15 protein-coding genes are annotated in these 16,187 nt (G+C 49.9%); 5 read left to right on the top strand and 10 right to left on the bottom strand.

Annotated elements, in window-relative coordinates:
- Window positions 1–2 precede the first annotated feature (2 nt).
- The 5 genes from MAQ5080_RS11245 to MAQ5080_RS11265 form a co-directional block, all read right to left on the bottom strand.
- The gene (locus MAQ5080_RS11245) at window positions 3–1,937 is read right to left on the bottom strand and encodes a putative bifunctional diguanylate cyclase/phosphodiesterase (RefSeq protein WP_067209872.1); all 1,935 of its coding nucleotides are present in this window, start codon (window positions 1,935–1,937) and stop codon (window positions 3–5) included.
- A 202-nt stretch (window positions 1,938–2,139) separates the two neighbouring features.
- Entirely contained in the window at window positions 2,140–2,778 is a 639-nt protein-coding gene (locus tag MAQ5080_RS11250; RefSeq protein ID WP_067209868.1) for an SDR family oxidoreductase, read from the bottom strand.
- A gap of 207 nt (window positions 2,779–2,985) precedes the next feature.
- A complete protein-coding gene (gene dxs, locus MAQ5080_RS11255; protein WP_067209865.1) occupies window positions 2,986–4,869 on the bottom strand; it encodes a 1-deoxy-D-xylulose-5-phosphate synthase in 1,884 nt (627 codons plus the stop codon).
- A gap of 48 nt (window positions 4,870–4,917) precedes the next feature.
- Entirely contained in the window at window positions 4,918–5,799 is an 882-nt protein-coding gene (locus MAQ5080_RS11260) for a polyprenyl synthetase family protein (RefSeq protein WP_067209861.1), read from the bottom strand.
- A complete protein-coding gene (locus MAQ5080_RS11265) occupies window positions 5,796–6,038 on the bottom strand; it encodes an exodeoxyribonuclease VII small subunit (RefSeq protein ID WP_067209858.1) in 243 nt (80 codons plus the stop codon). Before MAQ5080_RS11265 ends, MAQ5080_RS11260 begins: the two co-directional genes overlap by 4 nt.
- A gap of 170 nt (window positions 6,039–6,208) precedes the next feature.
- Here MAQ5080_RS11265 and pomA point away from each other — a divergent pair, with 170 nt between their 5' ends.
- From pomA to dapB, 3 genes are all read left to right on the top strand, one after another.
- Window positions 6,209–6,964 carry a flagellar motor protein PomA gene (gene pomA, locus MAQ5080_RS11270; RefSeq protein ID WP_067209856.1) on the top strand — a complete coding sequence of 252 codons (756 nt, stop codon included), beginning with the start codon at window positions 6,209–6,211 and terminating at the stop codon, window positions 6,962–6,964.
- 33 nt (window positions 6,965–6,997) lie between these two features.
- Window positions 6,998–8,005 carry a flagellar motor protein MotB gene (locus MAQ5080_RS11275; RefSeq protein WP_067209853.1) on the top strand — a complete coding sequence of 336 codons (1,008 nt, stop codon included), beginning with the start codon at window positions 6,998–7,000 and terminating at the stop codon, window positions 8,003–8,005.
- Window positions 8,006–8,112: 107 nt separating this feature from the next.
- Window positions 8,113–8,916 carry a 4-hydroxy-tetrahydrodipicolinate reductase gene (gene dapB, locus MAQ5080_RS11280; protein WP_197464605.1) on the top strand — a complete coding sequence of 268 codons (804 nt, stop codon included), beginning with the start codon at window positions 8,113–8,115 and terminating at the stop codon, window positions 8,914–8,916.
- Between the two features lie 101 nt (window positions 8,917–9,017).
- Here the strand turns inward: dapB and MAQ5080_RS11285 are convergent, their stop codons facing one another.
- The 4 genes from MAQ5080_RS11285 to MAQ5080_RS11300 form a co-directional block, all read right to left on the bottom strand.
- The gene (locus tag MAQ5080_RS11285) at window positions 9,018–9,497 is read right to left on the bottom strand and encodes a MarR family winged helix-turn-helix transcriptional regulator (RefSeq protein ID WP_067209850.1); all 480 of its coding nucleotides are present in this window, start codon (window positions 9,495–9,497) and stop codon (window positions 9,018–9,020) included.
- Between the two features lie 187 nt (window positions 9,498–9,684).
- Window positions 9,685–11,085, bottom strand: a complete 1,401-nt coding sequence (locus tag MAQ5080_RS11290; RefSeq protein ID WP_067209846.1) for a cryptochrome/photolyase family protein — start codon at window positions 11,083–11,085, stop codon at window positions 9,685–9,687.
- Window positions 11,086–11,087: 2 nt separating this feature from the next.
- Window positions 11,088–12,068 carry a YbgA family protein gene (locus MAQ5080_RS11295; RefSeq protein ID WP_067209842.1) on the bottom strand — a complete coding sequence of 327 codons (981 nt, stop codon included), beginning with the start codon at window positions 12,066–12,068 and terminating at the stop codon, window positions 11,088–11,090.
- A 9-nt stretch (window positions 12,069–12,077) separates the two neighbouring features.
- A complete protein-coding gene (locus MAQ5080_RS11300; protein ID WP_067209839.1) occupies window positions 12,078–13,046 on the bottom strand; it encodes an NAD(P)/FAD-dependent oxidoreductase in 969 nt (322 codons plus the stop codon).
- Window positions 13,047–13,156: 110 nt separating this feature from the next.
- Between MAQ5080_RS11300 and MAQ5080_RS11305 the strand changes: the two genes are divergently transcribed.
- Window positions 13,157–14,014 (top strand): MerR family transcriptional regulator, encoded by an 858-nt coding sequence (locus MAQ5080_RS11305; RefSeq protein ID WP_067209837.1) that lies wholly within the window; start codon window positions 13,157–13,159, stop codon window positions 14,012–14,014.
- A 102-nt stretch (window positions 14,015–14,116) separates the two neighbouring features.
- Window positions 14,117–14,350 carry a DUF2061 domain-containing protein gene (locus MAQ5080_RS11310; protein ID WP_067209834.1) on the top strand — a complete coding sequence of 78 codons (234 nt, stop codon included), beginning with the start codon at window positions 14,117–14,119 and terminating at the stop codon, window positions 14,348–14,350.
- 52 nt (window positions 14,351–14,402) lie between these two features.
- On the opposite strand, the gene MAQ5080_RS11315 is transcribed toward MAQ5080_RS11310, so the two are convergent.
- Window positions 14,403–15,752: a sodium-dependent transporter gene (locus MAQ5080_RS11315; RefSeq protein ID WP_067209830.1), complete on the bottom strand. Its 1,350-nt coding sequence runs from the start codon at window positions 15,750–15,752 to the stop codon at window positions 14,403–14,405.
- Window positions 15,753–16,187 lie beyond the last annotated feature (435 nt).

Raw genomic sequence — 16,187 nt, forward strand, 5'->3', positions numbered from 1 at the left:
CTTTAATAGGCAGGCTCGCATTCTGTCGAAAAGTGATTGAGGGGTTGTGGCTTGGCGTAAAAATACCCTTGGCGGTAGCCAATGCCAAGCTGGTCAAGCACGGCGACTTGTTCTTGGCTTTCCACCCCTTCAACTAAGCACTCCATGTTCAGATTCTGGCATAAGTCGCGAATAAAGCGCACCGTATGCGTATTACGCACAATGTTATCGATGAAGGCTTTGTCTACTTTCACTATGCTGGCTGGCAGTTGACTCAGGTAGGCGAGTGATGAATAACCGGTGCCAAAATCGTCGATGGCAATGGCAAACCCCAGCTCATGCATTTTCTGTAGCGTCGATTGGCCACTTTCAAGGCTGTTGACCAAGACATTTTCGGTAAGCTCTAAAATAATATCTTGGCTGCGAGTTTGGGTGTCATGTAATACCTGGAACAGGTCATCAATAAAGTTCGCTTGTGATAAATGGGCGCCGGAGATATTGATGCTGATACGGCACTCGGCCCCGTACATCTGCTGGAGATGTTTTAAGTCGACGCAGGCTTGCTTGATGATCCAATTTTCTAGGGACGCAATCCGCCCCGTTTCTTCTGCCGCGGTGATGATTTCTAACGGTGACAGGCTGCCTAAGATCGGGTGTTGCCAACGCAATAAAGCTTCTGCGGCAACGGTTCTCTTGGCGCGTTGACAGTGAATGATTTGATAGTGCAGATTAAGCTCATCGTTAGAGATAGCCTGTTCTAGGCTTTGTACGATCAGCGAGCGTTTTAATAGCTGTTCTTCCATCCCTGCGCGATAGCTGACGTAGCGATTGCGTCCTTGGCGTTTCGCCATGTACATGGCGGCATCGGCACAGACAAGGATTCGTTCGGCGTTGTCCTCACCGTTCGGGTAGTGGGCGACACCAATGCTGGCAGAGATCAGCGTGCGGTGTACTTCATCAACTTGCATTGGCGCGGACAGGCGCGCTACCAATGTCTCTGCTATCTGATCACGCTCTGCCTGTACAATCGGCTCGGGAATAATGAGAATAAATTCATCACCACCAAGACGAGCGACGATCACATTGTCATGAATTTCTTTGCGAAGCAGGTTCGCTACCTTGATGAGTAAGGCGTCACCGACGGCATGACCATAGCTGTCATTGATGGGTTTAAAGCCATCTAAGTCAATGTAATATAAGGAATGTGGGCGGAAGGTGAGCCTTTTTAGCTGCTCCATTAAGCCGCGTCGATTGAGCAAGCCAGTAAGCGAGTCGGTAATCGATGCCTGGGCATGTTTGATCTCGCTGAGTTTGCGCTCGTGAATGTCAGTGAGCGTACAAATAACGCGTCCGGAATGGGGGTCTTGATTCAGCTCCAGTCGATGCCACTTTTCGCCATGATTGGTTTTCAGTAGTTGATCTGTTTCGCGCTGACGCTGTGTTGGGTTGATGAACTCAGCAAGTGGCTGCATGTTGCTAAACAGGTCACTGAAGTTGTGAATATAGCTGCCAAATTGGTCTTTAAACGGCGGGTTGTAGCTAAGCAGCTCTCCCTCAGAGTCAAATAGCCCTAGGATAATGCTTTTGCCTGCTTCACCCACCGAATGATTCAGAAGTTCTGAATGTGTCGCTTCGATCAGCATGGCGGTACGCCCGCCTGGAATTTGGATGCCGGTGTATTTAAGGAATACCTGTTTATCAATGCCTTTAGGTGAGATACGCCACCAGCATTCGACACTGCGCCCCGCCTCACAATCCTGCAAATAGCCCAATAGGGTCTGTTGCACCGCTTCCGAGCTGCCGGTTTTTAAATCTCGGCGGCACAGCTCATCTAAATCGTTGCTTTCCCACAGAGCCAGTGCGGCACTGTTGGCCCAATAGATCTGATAGTTTAGGACATCATATATCCATATAGGGGTCTGCAAACTGTCCAGATTCAGTGTATTGAAGCTATGCAAGCGCTACTCCTAGTTCCTACTTTGACGTCATTATCCATAATGCGGTGGTCGGCCAAGAAAGCGCGGTCACGCTTAGCAAAGGCTATACAATATTTGGATAAAATCGCCCTCAGTGCGACAAAAAAGGGCGAATAATAACGTATTTATTGATTTAGGTGGGCAGAGGTTAGTGGCGTTAGGCAGATTTAATCTGCCTAACTGATTAGTTTATAAGGCTTTCTAAAGGTTCTTGACCTTGGAAAAGCTCGACAACTTTGATTTTGCTGGTGTCGTGCGTAACGCAATAACAGATCGCCTCGGCAACGTCTGCTCGGGTAATGCTGGTGCCCGCGTTATGGAGGGGGCGTTCAGCGGTAAAACCGTGTCGTGGCGCTTCATTGGTGAGTTTGCCGGGGCGTAGAATGGTGTAGGGCAAGCTGCTGAGGGTAAGGTACTCATCGACAATATGCTTGGCCACCAAATAAGGTTTTATCGCAGTATTGTGCTCATCTGGGTCATCCGCACCAAAGGCGCTGAGCATAATAAAGTGGCTCACCGTCGGTTCTTCTTCAGCGTAATCGATGGCGCGTTTAGCCGCCCACAGATCGATCAACAGTGTTTTATCACAGCCTGTGCCGCTGCCTGAACCGGCGACAAACACCACCTTGTTGACACCTTCATAGGCCGCGCTAAAGTCTTCTTCCAAGTTGCCCTGAAAGACTTGTAATTGAGCGTGCGACAGCTCGCTTGCTCGTTGGCTATCACGAACGAAGGCGCGCACAGTATAGCCCTGACTGAGTAGTGTGCGGCACACTTTTTGTCCGATTTGACCGGTGGCGCCGATTACCAAAATAGTAGACATGGTTATTGGCCTCTGTTGTAGAGTTTTCTAAATGGTAGCTAACAAGTAAGCAGTCAATGTGAACAAATAGATGCTTTCACAGTGTCTTGATAGTTGTTAGGAATTATCCAAAGGCGGTGCACGGCACCGCCTTTTATATCTCTGTAGAAAGCCATGGTTGTGGCGTGTGATTCTAGGTATTAGTGATACCTGAGATCGGGTTGAGGGTTATAAGCTCGCCAGCTTGGTTTCAATACTGGCTAAGATGCCTGCTTGATCAAGGCCTATGCGCTTCAGCATGGCACTGTGGCTGGCATGGTCTTCATAGCGGTCAGGCAAACCAAGGTGCAGTACGGGGGTGGCAATGCCTTGGCTTTGCAAGAATTCACTGACGGCTGAGCCAGCGCCGCCCATAATGGCATTCTCTTCAACCGTGACAAACAGTGTGGCCTCTTTGTGAGCCAGTAACGCTTGTTCATCAATCGGCTTCACAAAACGCATATCGATCAGTGTCGCATCCAAAGTTTTGGCAGCTAACAGAGCATCGTAAGTCGGACGGCCAAAGCCGCAAATGACGATGCCAGAAGTGCCTTGATGTAAGGTGCGGGATTGGCCAATCTCGATCGTGTCTAAGGTTGGCTCAATCGCCACACCACGACCTGTGCCGCGAGGGTAACGTACCGCTGCAGGACCTTGGTAGGCATAACCGGTATGCAGCAATTTACGGCATTCGTCTTCATCAGAAGGTGCCATCACCACCATTTTCGGAATGCAACGCAGGTAGCTTAAGTCGTAGGCGCCCGCATGGGTGGGACCATCCTCACCGACCAAACCGGCGCGATCAATGGCAAACAGCACATCAAGATCTTGCAGAGCCACATCGTGGATCAGCTGATCGTAGGCACGCTGTAGGAAGGTTGAGTAAATGGCGACAACTGGTTTTAAGCCGTCGCAAGCCATCCCTGCGGCAAGCGTTACTGCATGCTGTTCTGCAATGGCCACATCGAAGTAGCGATCAGGGTAGCTGTCAGCAAATTCGATCAGATCTGAGCCTTCTTTCATCGCTGGTGTGATGGCAACGAGGCGAGAGTCTTGCTCCGCCGCATCGCAAACCCAACGACCAAAGATATTGCTGTATTTAGGCAGAGAAGGGGGTGCCACTTCCGTAATGGGTTTTGGGTCTGGCTCCACTTTATTAATCGCATGGTAGCCAATTGGGTCGCCTTCAGCGGGCTCAAAGCCTTTGCCTTTTTTCGTGATGACGTGCAGGAACTGCGGGCCTTTGCGATCTTTTAGATTGCTCAGCGTTTGTGTCAGTAACTCAATATCGTGTCCATCAATGGGGCCGATGTAGTTAAAGCCTAACTCTTCAAAGATGGTACCGGGTGCGACCATGCCTTTCATGTGTTCTTCGGCTTTGCGTGCCAGTTCCAGTGCAGAGGGCAAGCCAGAGAAGACCTTGCGGCCACCTTCACGAAGGTTCTCATAGGTTTTGCTGGCCCAAATGCGGGCCAAGGAACTAGACAAGGCGCCAGCAGGCTTGGAGATCGACATTTCGTTGTCGTTAAGGATCACCAACATATCGGCTTCCACATCACCGGCATGGTTGAGCGCTTCAAACGCCATGCCAGCGGACATGGCGCCATCGCCAATGATAGCAACCGCTTTGCGGTTGGTTTTTAGCTGGCGTGCAGCGAGGGCCATGCCCAAGGCGGCACCGATGGAGGTACTCGAGTGGCCCACACCAAAGGTGTCATAGTCACTTTCTTCACGTTTAGGAAAGCCTGAAATGCCGTTTTCTTGGCGAATGGTCAGCAACGCATCGCGGCGTCCCGTGAGGATTTTATGTGGGTAGGCTTGATGACCTACGTCCCAGACCAAACGATCTTCTGGTGTATTGAAGACATAATGCAGTGCCACGGTTAATTCAATAACGCCTAAACCGGCACCAAAGTGACCACCCGTCTGGCCGACGCTGTAGAGCATGTAGGCGCGCAGCTCTCGCACCAAGGTGGAAAGCTCTTTTTTGCTCAACTTGCGAAGGTCGGCAGGACTGTCGATTTGGTCTAATAGGGGCGTCAACGGACGCGATGTTGGGATCGTTTCGAACATGGGCACCGGCAGGTCACTTATTCTGTCTTAAAATAGCGAGGCATTATATCAGTGGTTGCGGGCAATAATATAGTTCGCTAGCTCTACTAATGGTGTCGCTTTTGGACCAAACGACATGACTTGCTCAATTGCTTCATCGTGAAGACGTTGCGCTAAGGCTTGAGCGCCCTCGAGACCCAGTAACTTTGGATAGGTCGGTTTGTTAGCGTCGGCGTCGGCAAACTGTGTTTTGCCTAATGTCTGGGTGTCACTGGTGATGTCGATGATGTCGTCTTGCACTTGGAATGCTAAGCCGATGGCGGCGGCATATTGATCCAGTGCTTGCAGCTGTGTTGTGTCCGTTACGCCAACACTTTGTGCGCCCATTTTCACCGCGGCGCGAATGATGGCGCCGGTTTTATGGCGGTGCATCAACTCCAAGTCTTCCAGCGTAATGTCTTGATTAACATTAGACAAATCAATCATTTGGCCTGTCACCATACCTAAACGGCCAGACGCTTGTTGTAATGTGTTAATCACCGCAAGTTGGTTTGTAGGCTGGTTCAGTTTTTCTTGGCAAAGCAATTCAAAGGCAAAGGTTTGCAAGGCATCGCCAGCGAGGATAGCTGTCGCTTCGTCAAATTGGATATGGCAGGTGGGCTTGCCACGGCGCAAATCATCATCGTCCATGGCGGGTAAGTCATCATGCACTAATGAATAGGCGTGAACGGATTCCACTGCTGCGGCACAGGCATCGGTCAGTTCATTCGGCTCGGCAAACAGCTGGGCGACCGCATAAGTCAACATGGGACGGACACGCTTACCACCATTAAATAGACTGTAACGCATGGCGTCTTGTAGGCCATTAGCTGGGGCGTAATCAGATAGGGTAAGGTCTAAGTAGCGGTTAACGCGTTCGCAAGCATACTGCGAAAATTGCTCAAGGTTCACTGTTCGGATTCCGGGTCAAAAGTTTCTAGGCGCTCGCCTTCATTGGTTTCAAGCAGGATTTGAACTTTTTGTTCTGCTTGCGTCAGTACTGATTGGCAATCTTGACTAAGTTTCACGCCTTTCTCAAACGCTTTCAGCGCGTCTTCTAGAGATAATTGGTTGGACTCAAGTTGCGCAACGATGGTTTCAAGTTCAGACAAATTTTCTTCGAAATGGCGCACGCTAGTTTTACGAGACATAATGACTTCTCTTTTGGTAACCTACAATTTGTAACAGAATTCCCCATAATTCACGAGTGATGTCACTCTGGAGTTACAAAATAGTAGCGGCAGAATAGGACGCGCCGCCACTATTTGTTTAAAATGGAAGAAATTGAGTCGCATTATAGCTTTATTCGTAGGAGACGTGTGTGGATATCGCAACGTTATTGGGTCTGATAGGTTCGTTTGTCATCGTACTTATGGCCATTTTGTTGGGTGGTTCCGCGGGGATGTTCCTTGACCCTGCATCGGTATTGATCGTTTTGATCGGTTCGACTTTCGTTGTATTGATGCAGTATCCGCTTGGACAGTTTTTAGGTGCAGGGAAATGTGCCGCCAAAGCTTTTATGTTTAAAAGCGTTCCTCTTGATACCCTAATTGATGAAATCTACGGCTTGGCCGATGAAGCGCGTAAAGGCGGTCTGCTGTCCCTAGAAGGCAAAGAGGTCAGCCATCCCTTCTTATCAAAAGGCATTCAAATGCTGGTCGATGGTCATGATGGCTCAGTGGTGAGAGCGCAACTTTCTAAAGATATGAATCAAGCGTTCACTCGTCACGATAATGGCGCCAAGGTATTTAAAGCCTTTGGTGACACCGGACCCGCCATGGGCATGATCGGTACCTTGGTCGGTCTGGTACAGATGTTGGCCAACATGGACGATCCTAAAGCCATCGGTCCGGCGATGGCGGTGGCACTTCTTACAACGCTCTACGGGGCCATGCTGGCGAACATGGTGTGTTTGCCAATTCAGGCCAAGCTCAGTAACCGTGCCAATGAAGAGCTTTTGTGCCAGCGCTTGATCTTAGACGCTTTGTTGGCAATTCAAGCGGGTCAAAACCCTCGTGTGCTTGATGGTGCTTTGAAAACCTACATTGCAGAAGGCAAGCGAACCGAGCGCGAATAGGGCTCTTGATAGTAGTAACTGGATTTTAGAATCATGAGTGATGAAGAAGAAAACGACTGCCCCGAGTGTATAGAAGGCCTGCCGGCCTACATGGGGACATTTGCCGACTTAATGTCGTTGCTGATGTGTTTCTTCGTATTGCTGCTGTCGTTTGCCGAAATGGATGTGTTGAAATTTAAGCAACTGGCAGGCTCGATGCGAGAAGCCTTTGGTGTGCAAAAACAAATTGAGGCCGAGTCGATTCCCATGGGAACCTCGATTATTGCCCAAGAGTTCAGCCCTGGCCGACCTGAACCGACGCCCATTAATGAAGTGCGTCAGAAAGCCGATGATGTGCCTGAGAATACCTTGGAAGTGATGTGTAAACCGGACTCGGCTGAGTTAAATGAGCAAGAGGGGGCGGGACAACCTTCGCCCAATACCACGATTGATATGTCACAAGCGGATATGCAGCGTCAGCAGCAAATTCAGCAAACCGAAGAGACCGCTAAGCAAGTGGCGTCGGTGATGCGTGAGGAGATATCAAAAGGCACCGTGGAAGTCGAAACTCAGGAAAATACCATTACTATCCGCTTGAAGGACCGAGGCTCGTTTCAGTCTGGCTCAGCGGAGTTAAATTACGACTTTATCCCGATCATCGATATGGTACGCGATGTCTTGGTGGGACTAGAGGGCAGCATTGCTGTGGAAGGTCATACGGATAACATCCCGATCGACAGTGCGCGTTTTCGCTCCAATTGGCAGCTGTCTTCAGCCCGTGCTATCTCGGTGGCGGAAGAGTTATTTGCCACAGGGCAGCTAGAGGAAAACCGCTTCTCTGTGACAGGGTTCTCGGATACACGCCCTTTGGTGCCGAATGACACGGCCCAAAATCGTGCCACCAACCGTCGTGTAGAGATCGTTATTCGTCAGAATGATTTGGCGCGTAATAACGTCATCGAACCTGAGTATCCACCAGGTCTTGGGGGCGAGCCGGTTGAAGATGACCTGTTTACCGAAGGGGACGGAGGATTCCGTTTAGACCCGAATGAGATCTTCTAATTCTGAGTCTTAAAAAAAGCGACCAATATGGTCGCTTTTTTCGTTCTAGTAATGCGCGCCCATGGGTTTTTTGCTATGGTTCTGGGCAAATTGTTTTGAGGAAAGAAATGATGCGTATTGCAGTAATCGGCGCAGCGGGTCGCATGGGTAAAACATTAATTCAAGCGATCACAGATGCCAATGGCGTAGAGCTTGGTGCAGCCATTGTTGAGCCAACCAGTTCTTTAATTGGTGCGGATGCCGGCGAAGTGGCTGGTGTGGGTAAATTGGGTGTGAGCATTGTCAGCGACATTCAAGACTGCGTGGCAGATTTTGATGTGTTGATCGACTTCACCACCCCTGCTCTAAGTGTTGCCAATGCTGCCTACTGTGCTGAAAACGGCAAGTCGATCGTGATTGGTACCACGGGTCTAAACGACGAACAAAAAGCACTGCTTGCTGAAGCGGGTCAGAAAACCTCGGTTGTGTTTGCGCCAAACATGAGTGTGGGTGTGAACCTGACCTTGAAGCTTTTGTCTCTAGCCGCAGAAATCCTAGGTGATGACTACGATGTGGAAGTGGTTGAAGCACACCACCGCCATAAAGTGGACTCGCCTTCTGGTACGGCATTGCGCATGGGTGAAGTCGTGGCTGAAGCACTTGGTCGTGACCTAAAAGAATGTGCTGTGTACGGCCGTGAAGGTCAAATTGGTCCTCGCACTCAGAAAGAAATCGGCTTTGAAACCATTCGTGCCGGTGATGTTGTGGGTGAGCACAGTGTTTGGTTTGCCACCGAAGGCGAGCGTATCGAAATCGTACACAAGGCGAGCAGCCGTATGACCTTTGCTAAGGGTGCCGTTCGCGCTGCAGCGTGGTTGGAAAACAAGCAGGCTGGTTTGTACGACATGCAAGATGTTCTGAATCTGAAGTAATGAGTTAACCGACTCGGTTAATAAAAGAAAGGCCGCTGACTGCGGCCTTTTTTGTGTCTAGGGATAACTAGGAAAATTCATTTGTATTCTAATTATCCGGCTTAGGTGTTCGGTGCATTAATATCGAGTAGTGGCGCAGCGTCTAAGTGCTCGGCATCCATCATCAAAGCCACGCGCTGCAGCGATGATAAAATTTGCGTCTGCTCCCAGTTCTCCAGGGCATCAAACTCGGCAATAAACTTCTCATGCAACAAAGGTGGAGCGGTCAATAGAACGTTGCTGCCTTCTTCGGTAAGACGCGCGTTCACAATACGTTTGTCTTTTTGAGCTCTTACTCGCTCAACCAATTTGCGTTCTTCCAAGCGATTTAGAATGGTGGTCACCGTCGCTTGGCTTAGGGACACGTTATCGGAGATTTTACGCACCGTCACATCGCCCAATTCTTCAATGGCACGCAGTACCATGATTTGTGGGATGGTAAGGCCGCAAGCCTTAACAATGCGCTTCGATTGCAAATCGGTCGCGCGTATGATGCGGCGCAGATGAACAAGGACGTCGTGTAGATGTTGTGGTTCTGGCATAGCTATTATTAAAAGTCTGCTTGGGGGTCATTTAGGCGCGCATTATAGGCAGATATGCACAGAGGATGAACCCCTGTGCAAGGGAATCTGCAGAAATTCTATCCTTTAGACTTCAAAATAATAGTCGGACCTGCAAAAGTCAATCCGAGGCGACTTGTCTGCTGCCCGTTTAGAGGACAGGTAAGGATTACTGCTTAAGGTTCTCAAATGCGGCAATGGCATCTGCGCGGGCTTTTTTATAATCCACCACGGGGGCACAGTAACCAGTTTGCTGACGCAGGGCGCTACTCGGATCGTGAATCTTTTTGCTGTCTACGCCTTTCAGTTCCGGCACAAATTTCTTGATGAACTGCCCATCTGGGTCAAAACGTTCCGATTGGCGTGTTGGGTTAAAAACACGGAAATAGGGCGCGGCATCGCAGCCGGTGGAAGCGCTCCATTGCCAGCCGCCATTGTTGGCGGCAAATTCGCCATCAATCAGGGTTTCCATAAAGTACTTTTCCCCTTGGCGCCAATCGATTAATAACAGCTTGGTTAAAAAGCTGGCGGCGATCATACGTAGGCGGTTATGCATCCAGCCTGTTTGATTCAGTTGACGCATGGCGGCATCCACAATCGGGAAGCCGGTGTTTCCTTCACACCAGGCTTTGAACGCGGCTGGGTTATGATTCCATTGCACCCGTTGGGTTTCTGGCTTAAATGGCAATGACTTGGATAAATCGGGAAAAAAGCCCATCAGTTGTTTGTAGAAGTCACGCCATGCCAATTCTTTTAACCAGACGCTGGTGTGCCAGTCACGCTCGCCTTCACCGCAGCTATGGATAATGGCCTCAACGCATTCTCTTGGGCCAAGGGCGCCTAGGGCAAGGTACGGTGATAGGGTACTGGTATAAGGTTTGGCGGGGAAATCCCTCAGCTCATCGTAATGTTGCTCTTTGCGATGACAAAATTGCCATAGCTTTTCTCTGATCACTTGGTAGTCTGCTGGCCACAGATCCTCGCGGTAACTTGTGCTATCCGTTGTGTGGTGAAATGGCTCAGGCAGGCTAATGTCAGCAGATTGCTGCTGTGGTAAGTCATAGGCAGGGCTCACAGTGGCGCTTAAAGTGGCTAACCAACGCTTATAAAACGGTGTAAACACTTTAAAGGGTTGCCCCTGTTGGTTGAGTACAGGGCCAGAGACGATCAGGTCCGGGGCCAATTGCTGACACTCGATATTGTGCGCTGTGAGCGTCTCTGCGACCTTGTGGTCGCGCTGCGCTTCATGCACGGGCAATTCGTTTTGCCACCACACTTGCTGATAACCATGCTGCTGACATAGCGCCTTAATGGCTTCAGGGCAATCGGAGAAGCGCTGTAGCGCTAAGACATGGCAGGGAATGTTTAGCGCATGGGCTTGTTGCTGCAGCGTTTCAATCAATTGCTCGCGCAGCGCACATTTAGCACTGGATTCATTGTGCTCGTGCCATTGTTCAGGGGTGAGACACACCAGCAAGGCCAGATTGCCTTGCTGGTGTGCGCTGACGATGGCGGGATGGTCGCCGAGGCGAAGGTCATTACGTAACCAGACGAGTTGTGTGATGGCCATGATTAGACTGTGTTCCTAATGCCTAAAGCTTGTGGGTAGGGGGCAAAATAGCGCTGCTCTTTTACGTATTCGCTGCCGTACAGTTTCAGATAGTGATACAGCAGGGTGGTTGGCGTGGTCAGGTTAACCTCACCACGACGGTATTGCTCCACCACATTGAGAATGTCTTGTCGTATGTGCGAATCCACTTCTTTCTTCAGGTAGCCCACGAGATGCATCAACACATTGCAATGGTTTTTGCGTTTGGCGGGTTTGGCCAGCGCCTGCATAAACTGACGGAAGTATTCTTCCGTGAGGTCCGCAATCGGCATCTTCTCTTGGCCCGACAACAGCCGACCGATGGATTTATAGGCCGGCTGGGAGTGCGCCATCACCACGTACTTATAGCGGCTATGGAAGTCGATCAAGTTTTTCATCGACAGGGCATTGAGCACCGTGTGTCGAAACTCATGGTGAGCAAATACACGCAGTAGGAAGTTTTCACGTAGCAGCGGGTCGTTTAAACGGCCGTCTTCCTCAATTGGCAAGAGCGGGAAGCGCTCCTCTAAGGCTTGCGTGAATAAGCCTTTCACGCGGCGCATATGAGGATGACCGTTCTCTTGGTAGACCTTAATGCGCTCTAGGCCACAAGAAGGGGAGTTTTTCATGACGATGTAGCCGTCCAGCTCTGGCATATTGTCTAGGTAACGTTCGTTTGCACTGGTTAGCTGCTCGGTGATTTCCACATCGGTGCTGTTAGAGAACACCAATCGTGGTTGGTCTGGGTCACCTTCCAAGCGCATGGTTGGCCGAGGCGTACCAAAGCCGGCCGCCATTTCTGGGCAGAACTTGTGATACTCAAAGTATTCCGCCAGCGGGCCAAGACAATACAAAGAGCGGCTGTGGCCGCCATTAAAGCGGACGTTATCGCCCAGCAAACAGGCACTAATGCCAACCGGAACTTTGTGAGCAATATGGTTTGGATGACATTCGTTCACCGTCATGACAGTCTCCTAAGGATTCGTTATGTCAAAAGTTTGTTGCAGTGCTTCAAAGGCAAATTTAGCGCTTAACATGGCGCCCTCAGCGTCCCCTTGGCAGAGCCAATCACCCACTAGGCCAATGTTTAAAGTGCTGTCCCACATGAAAGGGCGAGGTGCTAGGGCCATGGCTTGTCGGCCTAATAACCAGCGGTGAGGTTCTCCCGCGTCCTGCACTGCCACGCCTGTGACGTCACTGAAGGCCTGCACCATATTGGCCAATACCTCACTTTTAGGGGTATCTAGGTGTTTTTTACTCCATTGGGGAGAAGCTTGGATAACCCAGGTTTCTTGATCGCCAGCGCGGCGCTGTGGTTTGTCAGAATCTTTAATAATGGACTCTAAAACCGCATGCTGACAGGGTAGTAACGGAGCATGGTCGGTCACGTCGGTGGTGACCCACATGGCCCATTGCGGTTGCGTCTGGCTGCCTGCTTGGTTAGCGAACTGCAGTAAGGCGCCGGAGTTTGGCACGCTGGCAAGCAACATGGCCGCTTGTAGCGCAGGCGTCGCAAGTACCACATATTCCGCATGACAGATTGGCTGATATTGATCGTTTCGGATGAGCCAACCTTTGCCCTGACGTTCGATGTAGTGAGCTTTGGTACTGGTGAGTAAGGGCGTGTCTTGCAGCAAGTAGCGGGAGATGGCGGACATCTTAGGTACGCCGACGTAGGCACTTTGCCAACGTTCAATCACCTGCGCTTTAAGCAGCGTCTCTCTAAGTTCGGTAAGCTCTTCGTCACCAAAGCTGATGATGCTGGCACCTAAATCGACACTGCCTTGCTCGAGACGCTTACTACCGGCACGACCACCTGTGCCGCGGGATTTTTCAATCACTATGCAAGACATATTGTGCTGTTGAGCGAAGTAGCTAAACGTTGCACCGGCCAAACCAGCGCCAATGACGGCAATTTGAGTGTGTGGGATGTCGCTCTTCATGTTTATGCTCACTGTTTGATGTTCCTTTTTAATTTATACGATAATTTTTTTTGTATAAGTTTATTTTTGTACATATTATGTATTTGTACAAGTTTTGGAACGGATTGATCATGATTACGTCTTTAGAAAGCCAATTGGATTACTTTCCTATCCGTATCTTGTCCGAATTAACGGGGGTTAATTCGGTGACGTTACGTGCTTGGGAGAGACGCTATGGATTGCTAAAGCCGTTTCGAACTGAAAAAGGGCATCGACTGTACTGCCAAGGAGACGTTGAGCGGGTTAAGAAAATACTCTATTGGATCAACCAAGGCGTGTCGGTTGGTAAGGTGAAGGCCTTGCTGGAATCCAATCAGGAACCGCTACAGCCTATCTTACAAGATGCCCAATGGCCGGACTGGCAGGCACTGTTCGTCGAGGCCGTGCTGGCGCTGAATCAGGCGAAATGGGAGCAACTCTTTCAAGACGCCAGTAAACAGTATCCTGTTCCCGTATTTCTGCAAAAAGGCTTGTTGCCAGCCTTGGCCACATTGCATCGCCATAACGATGCCAGTGTGGCTCGATTATGTTTACACAGCTCTTTAATTGAGCTGGTGTTGGCGATCAAAAGCAGCGCTAAGCATGCGCGCTTTGGTCAGGCACACTGTTTGATTTTGAGTGCAGACAGCAGCTCTTTGATGGCACGCTTGTTGGCTTGGTCACTGCAAACAGAGGATGGTCTAAATGTGGTTGGTGGTGTGCGCGCGGCACAGGAGGTGCAGCAAATGATAGCGCGTTTGGCACCGTCGAAGGTCTTGCTGGTGGCGGAAAGCATTGCTCAATCTGAGGCTCAAAAGTGGCTGCAACAGCTGCAGGGCTTAGAAGTCCAGTTGACCGTGATAGGCGCTGGTTTTTGGTTGGCAGGTAACGCTTCTGCGCCAGCGGCGAATGTTGTCCTGTATTCGGATGTATTGGATTACTTCTCTTAGTTATTAAAAGCTATAGACTTAATTCTATTAATTAATTTTAATTATCTTAATGGAGCACCTAGGCTTAGGGTTAATCTCGATTGATAACAAGAGGTGGAACCCATGGCTAAAACAACGACGTTTGCGGTGATGCACTTTGCGGTTGCTTTCTCAGTAGCCTATGTCATTACTGGTAGCTTTCTCGTGGGTGGCTTGGTGGCCATGATTGAGCCCGCCATCAATACCGTCGCCTATTACTTTCATGAACAAGTCTGGCAACGTCTCGAAGCCGGCAGATGGCCTTCGTTGCCGCGCAGCGTACGTCAATCTTTGGAAAGCTTTGCGCTGCGTTCATAACCCAAAAAGCCCTGCAATGGCAGGGCTTTTGAGTGTCTTAGAGGGCTGTATCTTAAAGGTTTAAGATAAATACCACACCGACAGCAACGGGTGCGATGAATTTCACCACGAACACCCACAGTTTGAATAGGGCTTCTGATTTAAGGTTAATTTCATCAGAGGAGAACTTCTGTTTCACAACCCAACCAGCGAACAGTGCCACCATGATGCCGCCAAGCGGTAGCATGATGTTGGCCGTGATGTAGTCAAGGAAGTCAAAGACGTTCTTACCAAATAGGGTTACGTCAGACATGAAGTTGAAGGAACCTAGACATAGGATACCCATGCCCCACACCACAACGCCTAGCGAAATGGTCGCAGAAGAACGCTTCATACCAACGCGCTCTACTAGGTAAGCAACGGTTGGCTCTAGCAGCGAAATCGCAGACGTCCACGCCGCCACACCGATCAGGATGAAGAACAGCGTACCAAAGAACTGGCCACCCGCCATCTGGCCAAAGGCAACTGGCAAGGAGATGAACATTAAGCCAGGACCTGCAGCTGGATCCATACCGTTTGAGAAGATGATTGGGAAGATCGCTAGACCTGCCACCAACGCCACTAACGTATCAAGGAAACCGATTGCCAACACCGTTGAGCCGATCGAAGCACGTTTAGGCATGTAAGAGCCGTATGCCATGATACTACCCATACCCAACGACAGGGTGAAGAATGAGTGACCTACGGCTACCAATACGGCGTCCCAAGTTAGCTTGCTAAAGTCGAAGTCGAACATGAAGCTCCAACCTGCGGCAAAACCGTCTGTGCTCATGCCGTAGCCGAATAGCACAAATAGCAATACGAACAGCGCCGGCATCATGATACGAGTGGCACGCTCTAGACCGGCGTTAACACCGCCAATGACCACACCAACTACCATAATGGTAAACAGGGTGTGCCACATCAATAATGTGGTTGGATCCGCTAGTAGCTCATTGAATAGGGTGCCGGCTTGTTCTGAGCTGACACCATTAAGTGCGCCGGATGCGGTGGAGAAGATGTACTGTAGTACCCAGCCAGCAACAACGGAGTAGAAAGAGAAGATCAGTACGCCAGCGAGCATGCCCATGAAGCCAATGGCTCCCCAGTGCTTACTGCTGCCCGATTCTTCAGCCAAATCCTGCAGTGCGTTGATCGGACTTTGACGAGCACGACGACCGATGAACACTTCACCAATCATGATTGGAATACCAACCAGTGCGATACAAAGTAAGTAAACCAGTACGAACGCGCCACCGCCGTTCTCTCCAGTAATGTATGGAAACTTCCAGATGTTACCAAGGCCTACGGCAGATCCTGTTGCGGCTAAGATAAATACCCAGCGACTCGCCCAAGAGCCGTGGATGGATTTTTTCTCTTGCATAAGATTCTCTTTCTTTCTAAGCAAGTCGCGTGTGCCTTTGTGAGGACCACGCATGAGAGATCACTGATAAGTGATAGTCCGTACTGCTAACTCGGCTCTCTTGCTTACTGTTAATGGAAGAACTGCTTGTTAGAGCAATAAGCTTTATAACCTTCCCACTGATGGTTATAAGCCGCTTATGCTGTAACAGCATAAGCAAATTGCTCTAATTTGGCGGGCGATTTTGCAAATTTTGTTCACTTTTTTCAAGTTAAATCTGTCGCATTGGTCAAAATTGCAGCGCAAATCGTGAATTTTTTATTTTATTCGGGTAAGCGGATTAAATGGTTGATCTTACCTTTGCATGAGAGTGAGACAGACCGGCATCTCATCGGATTATCTGGTTGATGCTTCACCTACTGCTGGTGCATGTTTCCTTCGCTAATTCCAGCAAGA

The organism is Marinomonas aquimarina (assembly GCF_900089755.1).
GTDB classification, from domain to species: Bacteria; Pseudomonadota; Gammaproteobacteria; order Pseudomonadales; family Marinomonadaceae; genus Marinomonas; species Marinomonas aquimarina.

Coding starts and splice junctions, on each gene's coding strand:
- MAQ5080_RS11250 (WP_067209868.1), bottom strand. CDS start 2,778: ATGTCTACTATTTTGGTAATCGGCGCCACCGGTCAAATCGGACAAAAA.
- dxs (WP_067209865.1), bottom strand. CDS start 4,869: ATGTTCGAAACGATCCCAACATCGCGTCCGTTGACGCCCCTATTAGAC.
- MAQ5080_RS11265 (WP_067209858.1), bottom strand. CDS start 6,038: ATGTCTCGTAAAACTAGCGTGCGCCATTTCGAAGAAAATTTGTCTGAA.
- MAQ5080_RS11275 (WP_067209853.1), top strand. CDS start 6,998: ATGAGTGATGAAGAAGAAAACGACTGCCCCGAGTGTATAGAAGGCCTG.
- dapB (WP_197464605.1), top strand. CDS start 8,113: ATGATGCGTATTGCAGTAATCGGCGCAGCGGGTCGCATGGGTAAAACA.
- MAQ5080_RS11285 (WP_067209850.1), bottom strand. CDS start 9,497: ATGCCAGAACCACAACATCTACACGACGTCCTTGTTCATCTGCGCCGC.
- MAQ5080_RS11290 (WP_067209846.1), bottom strand. CDS start 11,085: ATGGCCATCACACAACTCGTCTGGTTACGTAATGACCTTCGCCTCGGC.
- MAQ5080_RS11295 (WP_067209842.1), bottom strand. CDS start 12,068: ATGACGGTGAACGAATGTCATCCAAACCATATTGCTCACAAAGTTCCG.
- MAQ5080_RS11300 (WP_067209839.1), bottom strand. CDS start 13,046: ATGAAGAGCGACATCCCACACACTCAAATTGCCGTCATTGGCGCTGGT.
- MAQ5080_RS11305 (WP_067209837.1), top strand. CDS start 13,157: ATGATTACGTCTTTAGAAAGCCAATTGGATTACTTTCCTATCCGTATC.
- MAQ5080_RS11310 (WP_067209834.1), top strand. CDS start 14,117: ATGGCTAAAACAACGACGTTTGCGGTGATGCACTTTGCGGTTGCTTTC.
- MAQ5080_RS11315 (WP_067209830.1), bottom strand. CDS start 15,752: ATGCAAGAGAAAAAATCCATCCACGGCTCTTGGGCGAGTCGCTGGGTA.